Source organism: Pseudarthrobacter sp. S9 (genome assembly GCF_050156545.1).
Taxonomy (GTDB): Bacteria; Actinomycetota; Actinomycetes; order Actinomycetales; family Micrococcaceae; genus Arthrobacter.
The window spans coordinates 397,625-412,897 of the sequence record NZ_CP189576.1 but is presented as its reverse complement, the minus strand read 5'-3'; the positions used below and the strand labels follow the sequence as shown (position 1 = coordinate 412,897).

At 62.6% G+C, this 15,273-nt stretch carries 15 protein-coding genes and 1 pseudogene; 7 read left to right on the top strand and 9 right to left on the bottom strand.

Annotation, left to right across the window (positions count from 1 at the left end):
- Window positions 1-184 precede the first annotated feature (184 nt).
- From ACQCSY_RS01970 to ACQCSY_RS01945, 6 genes and pseudogenes are all read left to right on the top strand, one after another.
- Complete coding sequence (locus ACQCSY_RS01970; protein WP_427132725.1) at window positions 185-826, top strand: recombinase family protein; 642 nt, start codon at window positions 185-187, stop codon at window positions 824-826.
- Between the two features lie 60 nt (window positions 827-886).
- Entirely contained in the window at window positions 887-1,255 is a 369-nt protein-coding gene (locus tag ACQCSY_RS01965; RefSeq protein WP_427131695.1) for a cupin domain-containing protein, read from the top strand.
- A gap of 52 nt (window positions 1,256-1,307) precedes the next feature.
- The gene (locus ACQCSY_RS01960; protein ID WP_427135613.1) at window positions 1,308-2,099 is read left to right on the top strand and encodes a DUF4041 domain-containing protein; all 792 of its coding nucleotides are present in this window, start codon (window positions 1,308-1,310) and stop codon (window positions 2,097-2,099) included.
- 272 nt (window positions 2,100-2,371) lie between these two features.
- Window positions 2,372-2,842, top strand: a pseudogene (locus ACQCSY_RS01955) (transposase); the annotation flags it as partial.
- A gap of 121 nt (window positions 2,843-2,963) precedes the next feature.
- Window positions 2,964-4,361 carry an IS1380 family transposase gene (locus tag ACQCSY_RS01950; RefSeq protein WP_427132723.1) on the top strand — a complete coding sequence of 466 codons (1,398 nt, stop codon included), beginning with the start codon at window positions 2,964-2,966 and terminating at the stop codon, window positions 4,359-4,361.
- Window positions 4,362-4,467: 106 nt separating this feature from the next.
- A complete protein-coding gene (locus ACQCSY_RS01945) occupies window positions 4,468-5,487 on the top strand; it encodes an IS256 family transposase (RefSeq protein ID WP_427135611.1) in 1,020 nt (339 codons plus the stop codon).
- Here ACQCSY_RS01945 and ACQCSY_RS01940 read toward each other — a convergent pair.
- The 9 genes from ACQCSY_RS01940 to chvE form a co-directional block, all read right to left on the bottom strand.
- Window positions 5,482-6,000: an RNA polymerase sigma factor gene (locus tag ACQCSY_RS01940; protein WP_427132721.1), complete on the bottom strand. Its 519-nt coding sequence runs from the start codon at window positions 5,998-6,000 to the stop codon at window positions 5,482-5,484. The genes ACQCSY_RS01945 and ACQCSY_RS01940 overlap by 6 nt on opposite strands.
- Before the next feature lie 1,011 nt (window positions 6,001-7,011).
- Window positions 7,012-7,824: an ISL3 family transposase gene (locus tag ACQCSY_RS01935; protein WP_427132719.1), complete on the bottom strand. Its 813-nt coding sequence runs from the start codon at window positions 7,822-7,824 to the stop codon at window positions 7,012-7,014.
- Window positions 7,825-8,454: 630 nt separating this feature from the next.
- Window positions 8,455-8,715: a hypothetical protein gene (locus ACQCSY_RS01930; protein ID WP_427132717.1), complete on the bottom strand. Its 261-nt coding sequence runs from the start codon at window positions 8,713-8,715 to the stop codon at window positions 8,455-8,457.
- A gap of 150 nt (window positions 8,716-8,865) precedes the next feature.
- Window positions 8,866-9,060 (bottom strand): hypothetical protein, encoded by a 195-nt coding sequence (locus ACQCSY_RS01925; RefSeq protein WP_427132715.1) that lies wholly within the window; start codon window positions 9,058-9,060, stop codon window positions 8,866-8,868.
- 148 nt (window positions 9,061-9,208) lie between these two features.
- Window positions 9,209-9,424, bottom strand: coding sequence for a hypothetical protein (locus tag ACQCSY_RS01920; RefSeq protein ID WP_427132713.1), 216 nt, complete (start codon window positions 9,422-9,424; stop codon window positions 9,209-9,211).
- 50 nt (window positions 9,425-9,474) lie between these two features.
- On the bottom strand, window positions 9,475-9,678 hold the full coding sequence (locus tag ACQCSY_RS01915; RefSeq protein WP_427132711.1) for a hypothetical protein: 204 nt from the start codon (window positions 9,676-9,678) through the stop codon (window positions 9,475-9,477).
- 25 nt (window positions 9,679-9,703) lie between these two features.
- Window positions 9,704-11,011 carry a multiple monosaccharide ABC transporter permease gene (gene mmsB, locus ACQCSY_RS01910; RefSeq protein WP_427132709.1) on the bottom strand — a complete coding sequence of 436 codons (1,308 nt, stop codon included), beginning with the start codon at window positions 11,009-11,011 and terminating at the stop codon, window positions 9,704-9,706.
- Between the two features lie 5 nt (window positions 11,012-11,016).
- On the bottom strand, window positions 11,017-12,546 hold the full coding sequence (gene mmsA / locus ACQCSY_RS01905; RefSeq protein WP_427132707.1) for a multiple monosaccharide ABC transporter ATP-binding protein: 1,530 nt from the start codon (window positions 12,544-12,546) through the stop codon (window positions 11,017-11,019).
- Between the two features lie 106 nt (window positions 12,547-12,652).
- Complete coding sequence (gene chvE, locus ACQCSY_RS01900; RefSeq protein ID WP_427132705.1) at window positions 12,653-13,777, bottom strand: multiple monosaccharide ABC transporter substrate-binding protein; 1,125 nt, start codon at window positions 13,775-13,777, stop codon at window positions 12,653-12,655.
- A gap of 382 nt (window positions 13,778-14,159) precedes the next feature.
- Here chvE and ACQCSY_RS01895 point away from each other — a divergent pair, with 382 nt between their 5' ends.
- Window positions 14,160-15,173, top strand: coding sequence for a LacI family DNA-binding transcriptional regulator (locus tag ACQCSY_RS01895; protein ID WP_427132703.1), 1,014 nt, complete (start codon window positions 14,160-14,162; stop codon window positions 15,171-15,173).
- The last annotated feature ends 100 nt before the right edge of the window (window positions 15,174-15,273 follow it).

Here is a 15,273-nt window from a genome sequence, read left to right as displayed (position 1 = left end):
GCACGGCGCCGATAAGCAGCCCTCCCCGCCGTCCGGTCCATTCGCAGCCGCTACCGTCAACTAACGGCCGGTTCTGCGACGACCCCGTACCCAGGCGGCCCGCCGACACCAAACCGTCCACAACCCGTCTCACAACAGGTCGGCGAACACCGATGTTGTGAGACGGTGGTGCGACAGTAGACGTATGGCGACCCAGCATTTTGATCTCATCGGCTACACCCGCGTCTCCACCAACGGACAAGACGCCCAACTCCAAAGGGACGCCCTCGAAACGGCCGGCTGCGGTCGGGTCTTCGAAGACAAGATCTCCAGCCGCGTCACCGCCTGCCCCGGACTCGCCGAAGCCCTCGACTACCTCCGGCCGACTGACACGCCGTGCGTGTGGAAACTGGACCGCCTCGGCCGGTCAGTGAAAGAAGTACTCACCGTCGCCGACGGCCTCCACGACCAAGGAGTCAGTCTGCGAATTCGCACCGGCACCCTCACCGGAACCTACAAGCCGACCGGAGAAGGGAAATTCTTCTTCGTCATGATGGCCGCGTTCGCCGAACTCGAGCGCGACATGATCCACGAACGGACCATGGCTGGCCTGGCCGCCGCCCGGGCCCAAGGCCGCACCGGCGGACGCCCAACAGTCATGGATACCGATACCCTCGCAGCCGCCCGGGCCAGACACGCCAAGACGAAAGCCACACCCAGATCGCCAAAGCACTCGGCGCGTCCATCTACCGCCACGTACCGACCAGCAACCCCCGAACCGTGCAACCCGAACAGAATCCTTAGCGCCAACCACGGTTCCCCGGCAGGTCAGACCCTGATTCGTTGACGGGCGTACGGGCCGCTGCCATAGTGAGGGTGTCCGAGCAACGGTGCAAAGGAGTCCGTCATGGCCGCCATGATCCGCAAGAGTCTGAATGAACCCGAAGAAACCCGGCCGTTTGAGGAGGGGAAGGGGAAAGTCGACCTCGTCAATGTTGAGACCGGCGCCGTGGGGAGGGCCGTTTTCGAATCAGGTTGGCAGTGGTCCAAGCACGTCAAGCCGATCGCCAAGACGGACAGCTGTCAGGCCGCACACATGGGTTATGTCCTGTCCGGGCGCATGAAGGTCGTCATGGACGACGGCGAAGCAGATGAGTTCGGGGCCGGGGATTATATGGTTGTCCCTCCGGGCCATGACGCGTGGACGCTGGGGGACGAGGCATGCGTCGTCATCGACTGGCAGGGTCTGACCGACTATGCCAAGCGCCGGGCGTAGCGGATATATTTCCAAGCCGGAGTCTCCCAGATGATCACACGGATGATCACGGATTCCTGAGGCGACCCTGAGGGACAAGCGAGCGGTTACCACCGTCAGCGGCTGCTCCTTCAACGGATCCACCAAGGAGGGCAACAAGTTTGTCCGCGACCTGTCCGCGCTGCTGCTGCGTGCCTACAACGCCGAAGCCGGAAACTGCGTGAAGCCCGTGAAAGCAGGTAGCCTGCTCACCGCCCAGGCACGGCTGGAAAAGGCACGCGATCAGATCGCCAAGCGCGGCACCATGATCGGGCTGCGCGTCACCGACTCCTTCCACCAGCTGCGCGAGCGTGAGATGGAACTGGCGGCACGACACCTCCAGGCCCTCGCCATCCAGAAACAACTCGAGGCAGAAGCCCGCGCCGAGGCCTGCGAAACCGCCAAAGCACAGCGCGAATGGGAAGCACTTAAAGCCAAACAGCAGAAGGAAGTCGACCACTACGCTAACGTGCTGGAACAGCTGCAGTCGGCCGGCGACCTCGAAGGTGTACAGCGCATCCAGAAGCAGCTGGCGGAAGCAGAGGCCAAGCTCGCCGACGCCGAGGACAACGCCCTGAACACACGCGCCGGATACGTCTACGTGATCTCCAACCTTGGCACCTTCGGCCAGGGAGTCGTGAAGATCGGCATGACCCGCCGTCTCAACCCCATGGAACGGGTCCGCGAACTGGGCGATGCCTCCGTACCATTCCTCTTTGACTTCCACGCACTGTTCTTCTCAAAGGACGCCGTCGGCATCGAAACCATGTTGCACCAGCACTTCGCGCCCGAGCGCGTGAACCTGGTGAATCTCCGCCGCGAATAGTTCTACGCAACACCCGCCCAAGTCCGGGACGCCCTCGTGGAGCACCACGTCGAACTCGTCGAGTACCAAGAAGCAGCACCCGCCGAGGAATTCACCACCTCCAGGGACCTGCGGGAAGCGGGAGCGTTCGCAGTCGCCACTCGCTAGCCCCAGCAACTGAAATTTAGGAAGCTGATGAGCACAAATGCCCAACTAGATCTTTCGGGACTGTGGAAATAACGGTGTATCCGGCCCAACACGCCAGGCGGTGAGTCTGGCGGGAAGGAGCCGATATGACGGCGACACTGGATGCTGTGAAAAACACGGCGAACGCTGCGAAAAAGAACGTGACCTCCGAGGCCGACGCGGCCCGTGAGCTGGTCCGGATGGCCAAGGAACAGGGGCTGTCCCTGACAGGTCCGGACGGGGTGCTGAAGATGCTGACGAAGACAGTCATCGAGACCGCGCTCGATGAGGAGATGACCGAGCACCTCGGCTACGGAAAGCACGAGACCGATGCCAAGGACACCGCCAACTCGCGCAACGGCACCCGTGCCAAAACGGTACTCACGGAGACAACCGGACCAGTCGACATCGACGTGCCGCGGGACCGGGACGGTACGTTTCAGCCCGTCATCGTCAAGAAGCGCCAGCGCCGCCTGACGGGGGTCGATGAGATGGTTCTTTCGCTCTATGCCAAGGGCCTGACGACGGGAGGGATCAGCGCCCATTTCGCCGAGATCTACGGGGCCTCCGTGTCTAAGCCTGAATCCACCGGTTGGGTTTGGGCCGGTCCGGCGTTTTAAACCGGAAATGCCCTTCTGATCAGGGAAAATAGGACTTGTCTAGAGTTCCGTTTTCGCCTTGCAGAGGAGCATTCCGTAGATGCAACTTTTCCATACCCAGTCGGCTATTTCCAGCGCTTTTGATGATCCGAATCTCGTGTCGGCCGCGGGGCTGGTCCCGGTCATGGGTCTGGCCGGGAAAACCGGGCTCGGGGAACTGGTCGATGAGCATCTGAAACTGCCGGACTATTTCGGTGCCAACGCGGGGTTGAAGATCACGGCCCTGGGCGCCGGGATGGTTGCCGGCGCCGATTCCATCGATGACATGGGACTGCTGCGCCACGGTGGGATGGGGGAACTGTTCAAGGGCACCTACGCGCCTTCGACGCTGGGATCGTTTCTGCGGACGTTCACTTTCGGCCATGTCCGCCAGCTCGACGCGGTCGCCTCCCGCTGGCTGCCCGCATTGGCCAGGGCCGCCCCGGTCACGGCCGGGATCGACGCTCTGGCACTGGTCGATATCGACGACACGGTCAAGGCGACCTACGGCTATCAGAAACAGGGCACCGGTTACGGGTACAACGGCGTCAAGGGCCTGAACGCGCTGATCGGGACCGTCACCACCAACGAGGCCGCACCGGTCATCACCGGGGCGCGGCTGCGCAAAGGCGCCACCAGTTCGGCGCGCGGGGCCGGCAAATTCGTGGCCGACACCCTCGCCAACGTGAATCGGCTGCGCCCGGCGGACGCGGACGGCATGGTGCTGCTGCGCGCGGACAGCGCGTTCTACAACCACGCGGTCGTCACCGCCGCGGCACGGGCCGGCGCGAAAGTCTCGATCACGGCCCGGATGGACCCGCACGTGAAGAAAGCCATCGCGAAGATCCCGGACTCCGCGTGGGAGAAGATCAAATACACCAATGCGATCTTCGACGAGGAATCCAACACCTGGATCTCCGATGCCGAGGTCGCCGAAATCGGGTTCACCGCGTTCATTTCCAAGAAAAAGGAAGACCGCGTTACCGGCAGGCTGGTGGTCCGCAGGGTTCCGGAACTGAACCCCAAGGCCGTCACGGGTCAGGAAACCCTGTTCGACACCCACCGGTTTCACGCGTTCTTCACCACCGTCGCCGCAGACGTCCTGGACACCGTCAAGGCGGATAAGACCCACCGCGCCCACGCGGTGATCGAGCAGGTCCATTCCGATCTGCGCGCCGGTCCGCTGGCCCACCTACCCTCAGGAAAGTTCAACGCCAACGCCGCCTGGCTCGCCGCCGCGGCCATGGCGTTCAACCTCACCCGCGCCGCGGGCACCCTCGCCGGAGGGCATTTCGCCAAAGCCACCACCGTGACGATCCGGACCAAAATCATCAACGTCGCCGCCCGGACCGCATCTTCGGCCCGGCGTATCAGACTGCATCTGCCCGAAAACTGGCCGTGGCAGGACGGTTGGGAAAAGCTCTTCGACACGATCTTCCCGCCGCCCAAACCGGCCTGAACCCTGTCAATCCAGCCGATACGACGCAACCGAAAGAAACAGTGGAACACCACCGGACAGCGAGGTCCTGCCATCCACCCTGCCCCCGGCCCGAAAACAAGACTGAATCAGAATCCGGCCATCAGCGACAGCCGACCGGTGGATTCAGGCTAAGGAGACCGTTTCCCGCATCACTGACCGGGTGCTCGAGGAAATGGCCGCCTGGCAGAACCGGCCCCGGATGAGGTTTACGCGGCGATCTTCATCGACGCCATCGTCGTCAAGGTCCGCGACGGCCAGTCTCGCCAACCGGCCCGTCTACGCCGCTATCGGCGTGACCCTGGAGGGGGAGAAGGACGTTCTCGGCCTGTGGGCCGGGACCGGAGGGGAGGGTGCGAAGTTCTGGATGAGCGTGCTCAAGGACATCAAGAACCGCGGGGTCAAGGAAACCTTCTTCCTGGTCTGCGACGGGCTCAAAGGCCTGCCCGAGGTCGTGTCCAACGTCTGGCCGCTGACGACCGTGCAGACCTGCATCATTCACCTGATCCGCAACACCTTCCGCCTGGCCTCGAAGAAGGACTGGGACGCGCTCAAACGCGACGTGAAGCCCATCTACACGGCCGTGAACGCCACGGCGGCCAGGGCCGCGTTTGAGGAGCTCACGGAGCGCTGGGGCAGGAAGTACGGGGCGATCGTACGCCTGTGGGACAACGCATGGGAGGAGTTCATCCCGTTCCTGGACTACGACGTGGAGATCTGGCGCGTGATCTGCTCGACGAACGCCATCGAATCGTTGAATGCCAGGTATCGGCGCGCGGTGAAGGCCAGGGGTCATTTCCCGACCGAACGGTTGGGCAGGACAACGTCAACGGTCACGATGACGCCCACGAGGAAAGCTGCGGCTGCCGAGGCCAGCGCGATGCGGCGTCGGATACGGATCGGGCTGGCCTTGAGTGAGGCGGGCGTCTTGGTCGTGGCCTCGGGATGGGAAGCGGAGCCGATTTTGGCCATGAGTTTGTTGCGGCCGCGGGCCAACGTGGCCGAAGGTGCGGAGCCGATGTCGCTACGCATTTCGCGGAGCAGTTGCAAGTCGTCCATGGTCGTTCTCCGTTTCATCAAGTATTCCGAGGTTGAGCTCGGTTCATAGTGCCCGGCGAGCGCGGTTAAGTCGGGACCGCACGGTTCCCACGGGAACTTCCATTGCCGAGGCGATGCCCTCATAGGTCAGGTCCGCCCAGGCGTAGAGCAGCAAAGTTTCCCGGTCGATGGCGGCCATGGACTTCAGAGTGCGGGCGATGCACCCGGTTGCCACGGTGGCGTCCACTTGGGCGGCAATCCGGTCAGAATCGTCAGCGACGGCTTCTCGTGACGACGCTTTGGCCGCGGCTTTCAGCACCTTGGCTTCGGCACGGTGGTGCCGTCGGAGCAGATTGGTGGCGATGCCGAACAGCCAGGGCCGGGCATCATCCCGGTCAAGGTCGTAGGCCTCCAACTGTTCCCAGGCGACCAGGAAGGTTTCCGACGTGACGTCATCGGCGGCGAAGTCGCCGGCCCGTCTGGCGGCGTATCTGTAGATGACTGAGGCGTGTCTGTCGTACAACTCCCCGAAAACTGCGGGGCTGTCCCGGAACCGCCTGATGATGTCGCTGTCTGTGCTCACACTATGTATTGCCCGCTGGCCGCAAAAGGGTTAACGGAGCTTCCCCTTCTTCGCGCCCAATGGATCTCCATCGAAGCGTACCGGTGCCCGATAGGCGGATTACTCACAATGCTGTTCCGACTCTGACCGCATATCTGTCCGGACTCTGTATCGAAAACGATCGGTAGCGACTCCGAGTCCGCCCTTACTTGTCACCTGAGGACACGAATAGGAGCACTGGGCCTTGTGAGGTGTCAGGTTCCGCCGGGCGGTAATGGACCGCAGGGATCAGGTCCACCGCTCCCAGCAGTTGTCTGCGGGTTGAAGAAATCTCCGTCTGCTGGTCCGTTCCCCGAACAGGGGGTAGCTGGCTGGACTTCCCAGGGGGCCGGAAGCCTCATTGCCTGGAGCGAAGGTGATTGCTATCAGAAGCACTATTGCGGGTACTGATGCGAACGTGAACAAGGAGAGGATCAGCCCGTAAGTGCGCCGTGGTGCCTGTCCGTTCCGGGTCGGATCCGAAAGCCGCCCAGATAGGTTCCGAGCGTGGTTCCGCGGGCATGGAGCGTCCAGTTGGCTGCCACTGCGGCCAGCACGGTCCCCGAAGCGAGCGGAAGCTGGTGTCCGGGAGCGAGAAAGAAAACAGAGACGGCCGGGACCCATACGAGGAGTGAGTCGACAAGAAGCGCGAAGAGGAATGAGGGCCAGTTCACTGTCGGGGGTCCGGGGCATCCACGCAGTGATTCTTCCACGCGACGGCCGATAATCCCTCTAACCCGCCATGGCCGGAGCGGCGAGGCCATCGGAGGCCATAATGCGGGTCTGACCTGCAGGGGAACAGTGGTTGGCGCTAAGGATTCTGTTCGGATGGCCTGGTTCGGCAACCTTGGGAGTTTCGGCATGTAAAAGCGGCCGACCACCATTCCGTCAAGGTCTCCACAAGGTCCCGTCAAGCCCCGCCCCGCACCGCAAACTGCCCCTGTAAACGCAGCAGAGCTGCGGGAATAGCTCAAGGGATACATCGCCCGCGTCTCAGAGGTGCTTCAGTCCGCCGCGGTCAAGGGTGACTTCATGGTTCGGGTCCCCGGCCTCCAGCTTCGCATCCAGCCGCGCTACCTGTTTCTCGCTCAAGTGTTCGGCGCCGATCTGCAGGGTCCTGCGGATGCCGAAGAGCGGGTCCCCGGCTCGTCCGCGGTGACCCAGGGTGTCTTGCTGGCCGCGGCGGCGGACCTCATCGAGCATCGTCCCGGCGAGCTTGACGACATGGAACGCATCCAGGACCGTGATGGCCTCCGGGAGTTCATCCCGGATCGCGTTCGCGTAGCCGCGGAACGGGTCCAGCGCCGCAGTCTTGATGCCGGTAGCGAAGCCCTTTCCTCGTTCCTTGAGCCAGTCGGCGTAGGCCTTCCCCGAGCGTCCCGGAACAAGGTCCAGCAGTCTGGCATGCACGACGCCCTTGGCATCGCGGGTGTGGTCCACGATCCCGGTGACCATCCCGGTTGCGGGCCAGCCGGTATGTGCCCAGACATGCTCATCCACCCCGAGCGCGTCCACCCCGGAAAGCCGCCTCGGCTCCGCGATGCGCCGTGTTGCTTCAGCCTTGATGGCGTCCCACACGGTATGCCAGGACACGCCCAGCTGGTGTGCCAGTGCCGATACCGAGGTGTCGAAGCGCTCCAGCGCATCGGTAGCCCAGTTCACCGCCCGCGCCGTCAGTTTCGCTTTCGGCCCGGCCAGGGGGTGGTCCTCGGTGAACGTGGATCTCGGGCAGCCGGCGTCGGGACACCGCCATACCCGTTTGGCCCGGATGAGGCGGACCGGCCGGCCGAAACAGGGAAACGTCATGGAGCCGAACCTGCCGGCGGCCGTGCCCGATCGCAACGACCCCGCAGTCGGGACAACCGGTAAGTGTCGCATCGGATTCGACGCGCAACGTGAGGGTATCCCCGGAGCCGGACACGGCGGAAGTGATGTGCATGCCGTCGATATTGAACAGTGCATCGGCGAGGTCACTCCGGTGCCCCTCAGGGCAGGAAGTAGCATTAGACACGTCAGGGTTTCTTCTGGATTTGGATGCTTAGTCGCTACCAATTCAAAGAGACCCTGACTTCTTTCCTCGACCAGCCACGCCGCATCGAGCACGGAAACCCTGCAACCCGGATTCTTAGGCCACCCTAACCATGCCTAAATGCGAAGGGCCAGATTTTCCGATTGAGGATCATCGGCTCGACGAGCCGTAACACCGGCAGCGACGACGCTGCGCCAACAGGTTTCCCTGCGAAGAGGGAAAACCAGGCGGCACCGGCTCATAACGGTCGCGCCCACTTTTAAGCGGCTGGCTCCAATATAGAGAAGCGGGGACCGTGTCGGGCACTGGGCGCGTTCGCCATCTCCTTCACGGCCCGCTGACTGGCACCGAATCGTGCTAAGAGAAAACCGCCGGAAGCACCTTTGATGAAATAGCCCCGGGGGTGCCTAGGGCTCGACGAGCATCAGGATAGTTTCCGGGCGGACGCCGTCGAATTTCATCGCGTCGGCCCCGGCCTCGGACTCGAGCATTCGCTGGAACGTGTCCATGTCCGGGACTTCGACGATCAAGCCGACACGGTTGGTTTTCGCCGGGTCGACGAAGGTTCGAGCCGTGATGCCCAGGGGCCCGAAGAGTTCCTCCCGTCGTGGTGAGCTGAGCCAGTGGTCAACGTCGTCGACCTCGTGGAAGATCATTATTGTTTCCATCTTCGCCTTCGCTTTCTGAAGTTGCGCCAGGAGCCGGATCGGAGAAGAACCGCGTGGGAAGCTCCTGATCACGCTGAACGTACCACTGCCTCAATTGCGGCGATAGGGCGATAGGGCGATAGTAGGGAGGAGAAATCACGGTGCGGCCTCTCAGAGGGGAGACAGCCGGGAAGATGCGGAGATAGTGGAGCGGACGCTGATGACAACGGGAAAGCCGGCAATGCCAGTGGGCTTCACCTGGGCGCCGGGTCCATCAAAACCGAAAACAGGCCTACGACGCGGTGCAAGGCTGACCGCGAAGTTTCCGGCGGTGTTCCGCAGCGCGTCGACAAGGGCGGCGTCCATGATGGTCCGGGCGGCTGGCGCCTAAGGTGTTGCTCTGAGGCAGTCCCCAGCCGACGTGCCTCACGGCTCCAGAGAGACTCCGACGGCTGGTGGCCAAGCATGTCCTCTAAGAATTCAATTTCACTAATGCCTGAATGTGTCACGCGCGTCACCCGTTCTGGGCCGGTCGCTCGCGCAGGATGATCTCGTAGTTGTCGGATTTAGCGATCAGTTGGCGGCCGTGATTTCCGTCGAATCTGAGCCACATGACAGATGAGTCTTTGGCCGCGTCCTCAACTTCACCTGCACGTACGAGGCGGCCGTCTCGACGGAGCTCGACGGTGCGCCCCACCAGCAGGTTCCAGTCTTCACCAGCATCTGGCATGCGGCTCCTTCCGGACCCGCCGCGGTGCCGTGGCCGCGGTACGGGTGGTGTCAGTGCAAGAGTTCGCTGATTCCGTAGGGAACCTGGTCGGACAGCTCCGCGGTGAAATGTCCGGGCCCGTTGCGGGTGATCAGGATTCCGTGTGTTCCCGTAAGAACGGCGATCTCCTGAAGGTTCCGCACAGCGGCATCGAGTCGCTCGTCAAGCAAGTGCCTGCTGGTGACCTGGATATCGATGCGTTCGATGGTAGACATATAGTGCTTTTCCTTGTCTGCGCGATCAGGGGTTCTGGACGGTGCGGGTCTGGCGGAAGCTGGCGGCGACGGTGACCGGGCGCTCCTCGGCCGGTTTTGCCGGCTCGGTGGCGGGAGGCGTGGTCTTGAGCTTGAACCGCTTTCCGAGGTTGCTTCCCCCGCCGCTGCGGTTCTTGTTGAAGATGTCGAAACCGACGGCAAGGAGGAGCACCAGGCCCTTGATGAGCTGCTGGTAGTCGGTGCCCAGCCCGAGGATGGACATGCCGTTGTTGAGGACGCCCATGATGAGTCCGCCGATCATGGCCCCCGCCACGGTTCCGATGCCGCCCGTGACCGCGGCGCCGCCAATGAACGCCGCTGCGATGGAATCCAGTTCGAAGCCCGTACCGCCCGCAGGCTGGGCCGAGTTGAGCCGGGCCGTGAACACGAGGCCGGCGAGTGCGGCGAGCACGCCCATGTTGATGAAGAGCCGGAAGGTCACAGCCTTCGTTTTGACCCCGGAAAGCTCAGCCGCGTGAAGGTTGCCGCCGATGGCGTAGGTGTGCCGCCCGAAGACGCTGTTGTTCATCAAGGCTGTGTACACGATCACCAGGACCGCTAGCACGATCAGGACGATCGGCGTGCCGCGATAAGAGGCGAGCAGGAAGGTGATGATCAGCATGAGTAGAGCGATGAAGGCGGTTTTGACGGCGAACCAGACCATGGGCTCGCTTTCAAGGTCGAACTTCTTGCGGATCCGGCGCTCCTTGACCGCCTGGATCAGCAGGGCAACGGTTGCTCCCACACCCAGGATGACGGTGAGCCATTCCAGCACCGAAGTGCCGCCCGAGATGTCCGGGAGGAAGCCGCCGCCCAGGGCCCGCAGTTCGGCGGGGAACGGAGTGATCTGCTGGTTCTTGAGCGTGATCAGGGTCAGGCCACGGAAGATCAGCATGCCGGCGAGGGTCACGATGAAGGCAGGGATGCCGACGTAGGCGATCCAGTAGCCCTGCCAAGCACCTACCAGTGCGCCGACCAGGAGGCAGGCAGGGATGGCGAGCCACCAGGGCCAGCCCCAATGGACGATCATGACGCCGGCAACGGCACCGATGAATCCGGCGACGGATCCCACGGAAAGATCGATGTGGCCGGCGATGATCACCATCACCATGCCGATCGCCAGGATCAGGATGTAGCTGTTCTGGACAACCAGGTTGGTGACGTTCTGCGGTTCCAGGAGGATTCCCCCGGTGAGTCCCTGGAAGAGCAGGACGATCAGGATCAGGGCGACGAAGATGCCAACCTGGCGGAGGCGGCTTGTCAGGAATCCGAGGGATTCTCGTAGGGCGGACATGTTCGCTATTCCTTCTCTTTGGTCATGTAGTGCATGAGGGTTTCCTGGGATGCTTCGGCGATGGGCACTTCGCCGGTGACGTGGCCGGCGGACAAGGTGTAGATCCGGTCGCAGATGCCCAGGAGCTCGGGCAGCTCGGAGGAGATCACGATGACCGCTTTTCCCTCAGCCGCGAGCCTGCCGATGATCGTGTAGATCTCGTACTTGGCGCCGACGTCGATGCCCCGCGTTGGTTCATCAAGAATCAGCACGTCCGGATCGGAGAACATCCACTTGCTCAGCACCACTTTCTGCTGGTTTCCGCCCGAAAGTTTGCCCGTGATGGCAGCCACCGAGGGAGCCTTGATGTTCATGCTCTTCCGGTAGCCGTTGGCCACCATGGTTTCTTCGTTCTTGTCCACCCAGCCGCGCTTGACGAGCTTGCGGAGCGCCGCCATGGAGACATTGCGCTTGATGTCCTCGATGAGGTTCAGCCCGTAGAGCTTGCGGTCCTCCGTTGCGTAGGCGATGCCGTGCTTGATGGCGGCGGATACGGTGGAGGTGTTGATTTCCTGCCCGTACTTGAAGACTTTCCCGGAGATAGCGTGGCCGTACGTGCGTCCGAAGACGCTCATGGCCAGTTCCGTCCGCCCGGCTCCCATGAGGCCGGCCAGCCCGACGACTTCGCCCTTGCGCACGTTCAGGCTCGCGTTGTGGACCACGATCCGGGTGTGGTCCTGCGGGTGCTGCACCGACCAGTCCTCGATCCGCAGGACTTCCTCGCCGATCTTCGGGTCCCGGTCCGGATACAGGCTCTCCAGGTCCCGGCCCACCATGCCGCGGATGATCCGTTCCTGGGTGATCTGTCCCTCGTCCAGTCGAAGGGTCTCGATGGTCTTGCCGTCACGGATGATGGTGACGGCGTCCGCCACCTTGCGGATTTCGTTGAGTTTGTGGCTGATGATGATGCTGGTGACGCCCTGGCCCTTCAGATGGAGGATCAGGTCCAGCAAGTGGCCGGAGTCCTCGTCATTGAGCGCGGCGGTGGGTTCGTCCAGAATCAGGAGCTTGACCTCTTTGGAGAGTGCTTTGGCGATCTCCACCAGTTGCTGCTTTCCCACGCTGATGTGCTGGACGGGGGTGACGGGGTTCTCGCTGAGGCCTACCCGCGCCAGCAGTTTGCTCGCTTCGAGGTTGGTCTTGCGCCAGTCCAGCCAGCCGTTCTTGGCCTGCTCGTTGCCGAGGTAGATGTTTTCGGCGATGGACAAGTACGGGCTCAGCGCCAGTTCCTGATGGATGATCACAATGCCGCGCTTCTCACTGTCGGAGATGCTGGAGAAGTTGCAAGGTTCGTTTTCGAAGAGGATCTCTCCCTCGAAGGAGCTGTGCGGGTAGACGCCGGACAGCACTTTCATCAGGGTGGATTTTCCGGCGCCGTTTTCGCCGCAGATGGCGTGTACCTCGCCGCGGTTCACATCCAGGGTGACGTCCTGGAGGGCCTTCACGCCGGGGAAGGTCTTGGTGATTCCTCGCATTTGAAGAATGGGTGTTTTCATCGTCAATTCCCACTGACTGGTCGAAGCTGGGCTGCCCTGCGGCTGCAGGCGCTTGCGCGAAGGGTTGCGGCCAGGCGGAATACCCGGCCACAACCCCGCGACTTGGCTACTTGACGTCGGCGCCTGTGTAGTACCCCGAGTCGATGAGTTCCTTGTTGTAGTTGTCCTTGGTGATGATCACGGACTTGAGCAGGTACGCCGGTACAACCTTGACCTTGTTGTTGTAGGTCTTCGTGTCGTTGACCTCAGGCTCCTGCCCCTTCAGGAGGGCGTCGACCATTTTCACGGCCTGGGAACCCAGCTGGCGGGTGTCCTTGAAGATGGTGGAGTACTGCTCGCCGCCGATGATGGACTTCACCGAGCCCTTCTCAGCGTCCTGGCCGGTGACGATGGGCAGGCTTCCCTTGGCGTAGCCGCCGGTGCTGGTCAGTGCAGAGATGATGCCGATGGACAGACCGTCATACGGGGACAGGACACCGTTCAGCTTGGTGCCGGAGCTGTAGGCCGCGGTGAGAATGTCCTCCATCCGCTTCTGTGCGACGGGAGCCTGCCACCGCAGGATCGCAGCCTGTTCAAATTTGGTCTGGCCGCTGGGGACCTTGAGGGTTCCCGCGTCGACGAACGGCTTGAGGGTGTCCATGGCGCCGGTCCAGAAGAAGTTGGCGTTGTTGTCATCGGGGCTGCCGGCGAAGAGTTCCACGTTGAACGGGCCTTTGCCGTCCACCTTCTTGCCGCTCGCGTCAAGAAGGCCCAGGCCGGTCAGTAGCGATGTGGCTTGCTGGACACCCACGGTGTAGTTGTCGAAGGTCGTGTAGAAGTCCACGTTGGGGGTGCCGTTGATGAGGCGGTCATACGCGATGACCTTGACGTTTTGCTCCTTCGCCTTGGCGAGGACGTCTGTCAGGGTGGTGCCGTCGATGGCCGCGATGATGAGTGCCTTGGCGCCTTTGGTCAGCATGTTCTCGATCTGCGACACCTGGGTTGGGATATCGTCATTGGCGAACTGGAGATCGGTCTTGTATCCCAGCTTCGTCACGGACTCGGAGACGTTCTTGCCGTCCGCGATCCACCGTTCCGAGGTCTGCGTGGGCATTGAGATGCCGACCAGGGCGCCCGCGTTGTCAGCGCTGGCGGACGGGCTGGTTGTGGCGCCGCGGCTACCGCAACCGGTGGCCCCCACAGTGAGTGCGAGGACGACGGCGAACGCGCCCAACAGTTTCTTGATTCCCACGATATTCTCCTTCCGCGAACAGCTCAGTCCGCGAACTGATACTGGTCCGGGTAGCGTCTGCGCTACTCGACGGCTCAGTATTTTTTTAGGTCCGGTTAGCCATTTCTCGACGAGCCTAAACGATGCCCGCATGTGTTAGCGCTAACAAGTTTGTCTCCCTGAAACTAGCACGGGCCCGGCTTGTGAGTCAAGTCACACGATATGGGGGCTGATGTTTGGGCGGTTGCCCGCCGGCCGCCGATCCGCCACGTGACCGGCTTCTCGACGTGGCCATCCATGCCCCCTGTCCCTGTCCTCCCTGTGCGGGGCCCGATGGGACGCCCTCCCTTCCGCCCGTAGGATGTTGGACAGTACATTGCTTCGGGAAAGAAAGGTGCCTCACATGGGGAACGTTAGCGATAGACGTCCGCCGCGCCTTGAAGACGTTGCCACGCATGCAGGGGTCTCCCACCAGACCGTCTCCCGGGTGGTCAACAACCACCCCAATGTCAGCAAAGCCACCCGGGAACGGGTGGAAGCCGCAATTGCCGAACTGGGCTACCGGCGTAATACGGCCGCCCGAAGTTTGGTGACCCGGCGGTCCCAAATCATCGGCGTCCTGGGGACCGAACTCGCCCAGTACGGTCCGGCCAATACCCTTCTCGGCGTTCAGCAGGCTGCCCGCGAAGCGGGATACTTTGTCAGTATCGCCGCGCTGAAGGAGTCCGGTGCGGACTCCATCGCAGATGCCGTCCGCTACTTCACCGACCAGGGCGCCGACGGGATCATAGTGATCGTCCCGCATGACGGAACAGTCCAGACCCTGGAAAGCCTGAGCCTGGATGTGCCCGTGGTTGTGGTCGGGGCCGGGAGGCATGGCGGTTTCAGCAGCGCCATGGTGGATCAGAAGCGGGGGGCGCGGCTGGCCGTGGCTCACCTGATCAGCCAGGGCCACCGGCGGATCGGCCACATTTCCGGGCCCGGGGACTGGATCGATGCCGTAGCAAGGGCTGAGGGCTGGCGTGAGGAAATGGCGGAGGCGGGGCTGACTGACGACCTTCTGCTGGAAGGCGACTGGAGCGCCGGCAGCGGCTATCGGATCGGCCAGAAACTTGCCGCCGAGCGGACGGCCACGGCAGTGTTCGTGGGCAACGACCAGATGGCACTCGGGCTGCTGCGCGCCTTCAGCGAAGCCGGTGTCCGGGTGCCCCTGGACGTGTCTCTCGTTGGCTTCGACGACCAGCCGGAAGCGGCCTACTTCACACCGCCGCTCACCACGGTGCGGCAGGATTTTGAGGAGCTCGGGAGGCGCTGCATGGACATGATGCGGACGCAGATCGAGGACGGTGCGGCAAGCAGTACCACGGTCGTCGATCCTGAACTCGTAGTCCGCGCCAGCACCTCGCACCTCACTTAGCTTCGGTTGCCTGCCACCCGACGGTGGCTCCCGTATTGGATGGATCACTGCGGTTGGGGTTCTTGACAGCCTTCTTGTTAGCGCTCACAATTAGTGCAGT

Bases quoted from the DNA above. Each gene is read 5' to 3' on its own strand.
- ACQCSY_RS01970 (WP_427132725.1), top strand. From the start codon at position 185: ATGGCGACCCAGCATTTTGATCTCATCGGCTACACCCGCGTCTCCACC.
- ACQCSY_RS01965 (WP_427131695.1), top strand. From the start codon at position 887: ATGGCCGCCATGATCCGCAAGAGTCTGAATGAACCCGAAGAAACCCGG.
- ACQCSY_RS01950 (WP_427132723.1), top strand. From the start codon at position 2,964: ATGCAACTTTTCCATACCCAGTCGGCTATTTCCAGCGCTTTTGATGAT.
- ACQCSY_RS01935 (WP_427132719.1), bottom strand. From the start codon at position 7,824: ATGACGTTTCCCTGTTTCGGCCGGCCGGTCCGCCTCATCCGGGCCAAA.
- ACQCSY_RS01930 (WP_427132717.1), bottom strand. From the start codon at position 8,715: ATGGAAACAATAATGATCTTCCACGAGGTCGACGACGTTGACCACTGG.
- ACQCSY_RS01925 (WP_427132715.1), bottom strand. From the start codon at position 9,060: ATGGACGCCGCCCTTGTCGACGCGCTGCGGAACACCGCCGGAAACTTC.
- ACQCSY_RS01920 (WP_427132713.1), bottom strand. From the start codon at position 9,424: ATGCCAGATGCTGGTGAAGACTGGAACCTGCTGGTGGGGCGCACCGTC.
- ACQCSY_RS01915 (WP_427132711.1), bottom strand. From the start codon at position 9,678: ATGTCTACCATCGAACGCATCGATATCCAGGTCACCAGCAGGCACTTG.
- mmsB (WP_427132709.1), bottom strand. From the start codon at position 11,011: ATGTCCGCCCTACGAGAATCCCTCGGATTCCTGACAAGCCGCCTCCGC.
- mmsA (WP_427132707.1), bottom strand. From the start codon at position 12,546: ATGAAAACACCCATTCTTCAAATGCGAGGAATCACCAAGACCTTCCCC.
- ACQCSY_RS01895 (WP_427132703.1), top strand. From the start codon at position 14,160: ATGGGGAACGTTAGCGATAGACGTCCGCCGCGCCTTGAAGACGTTGCC.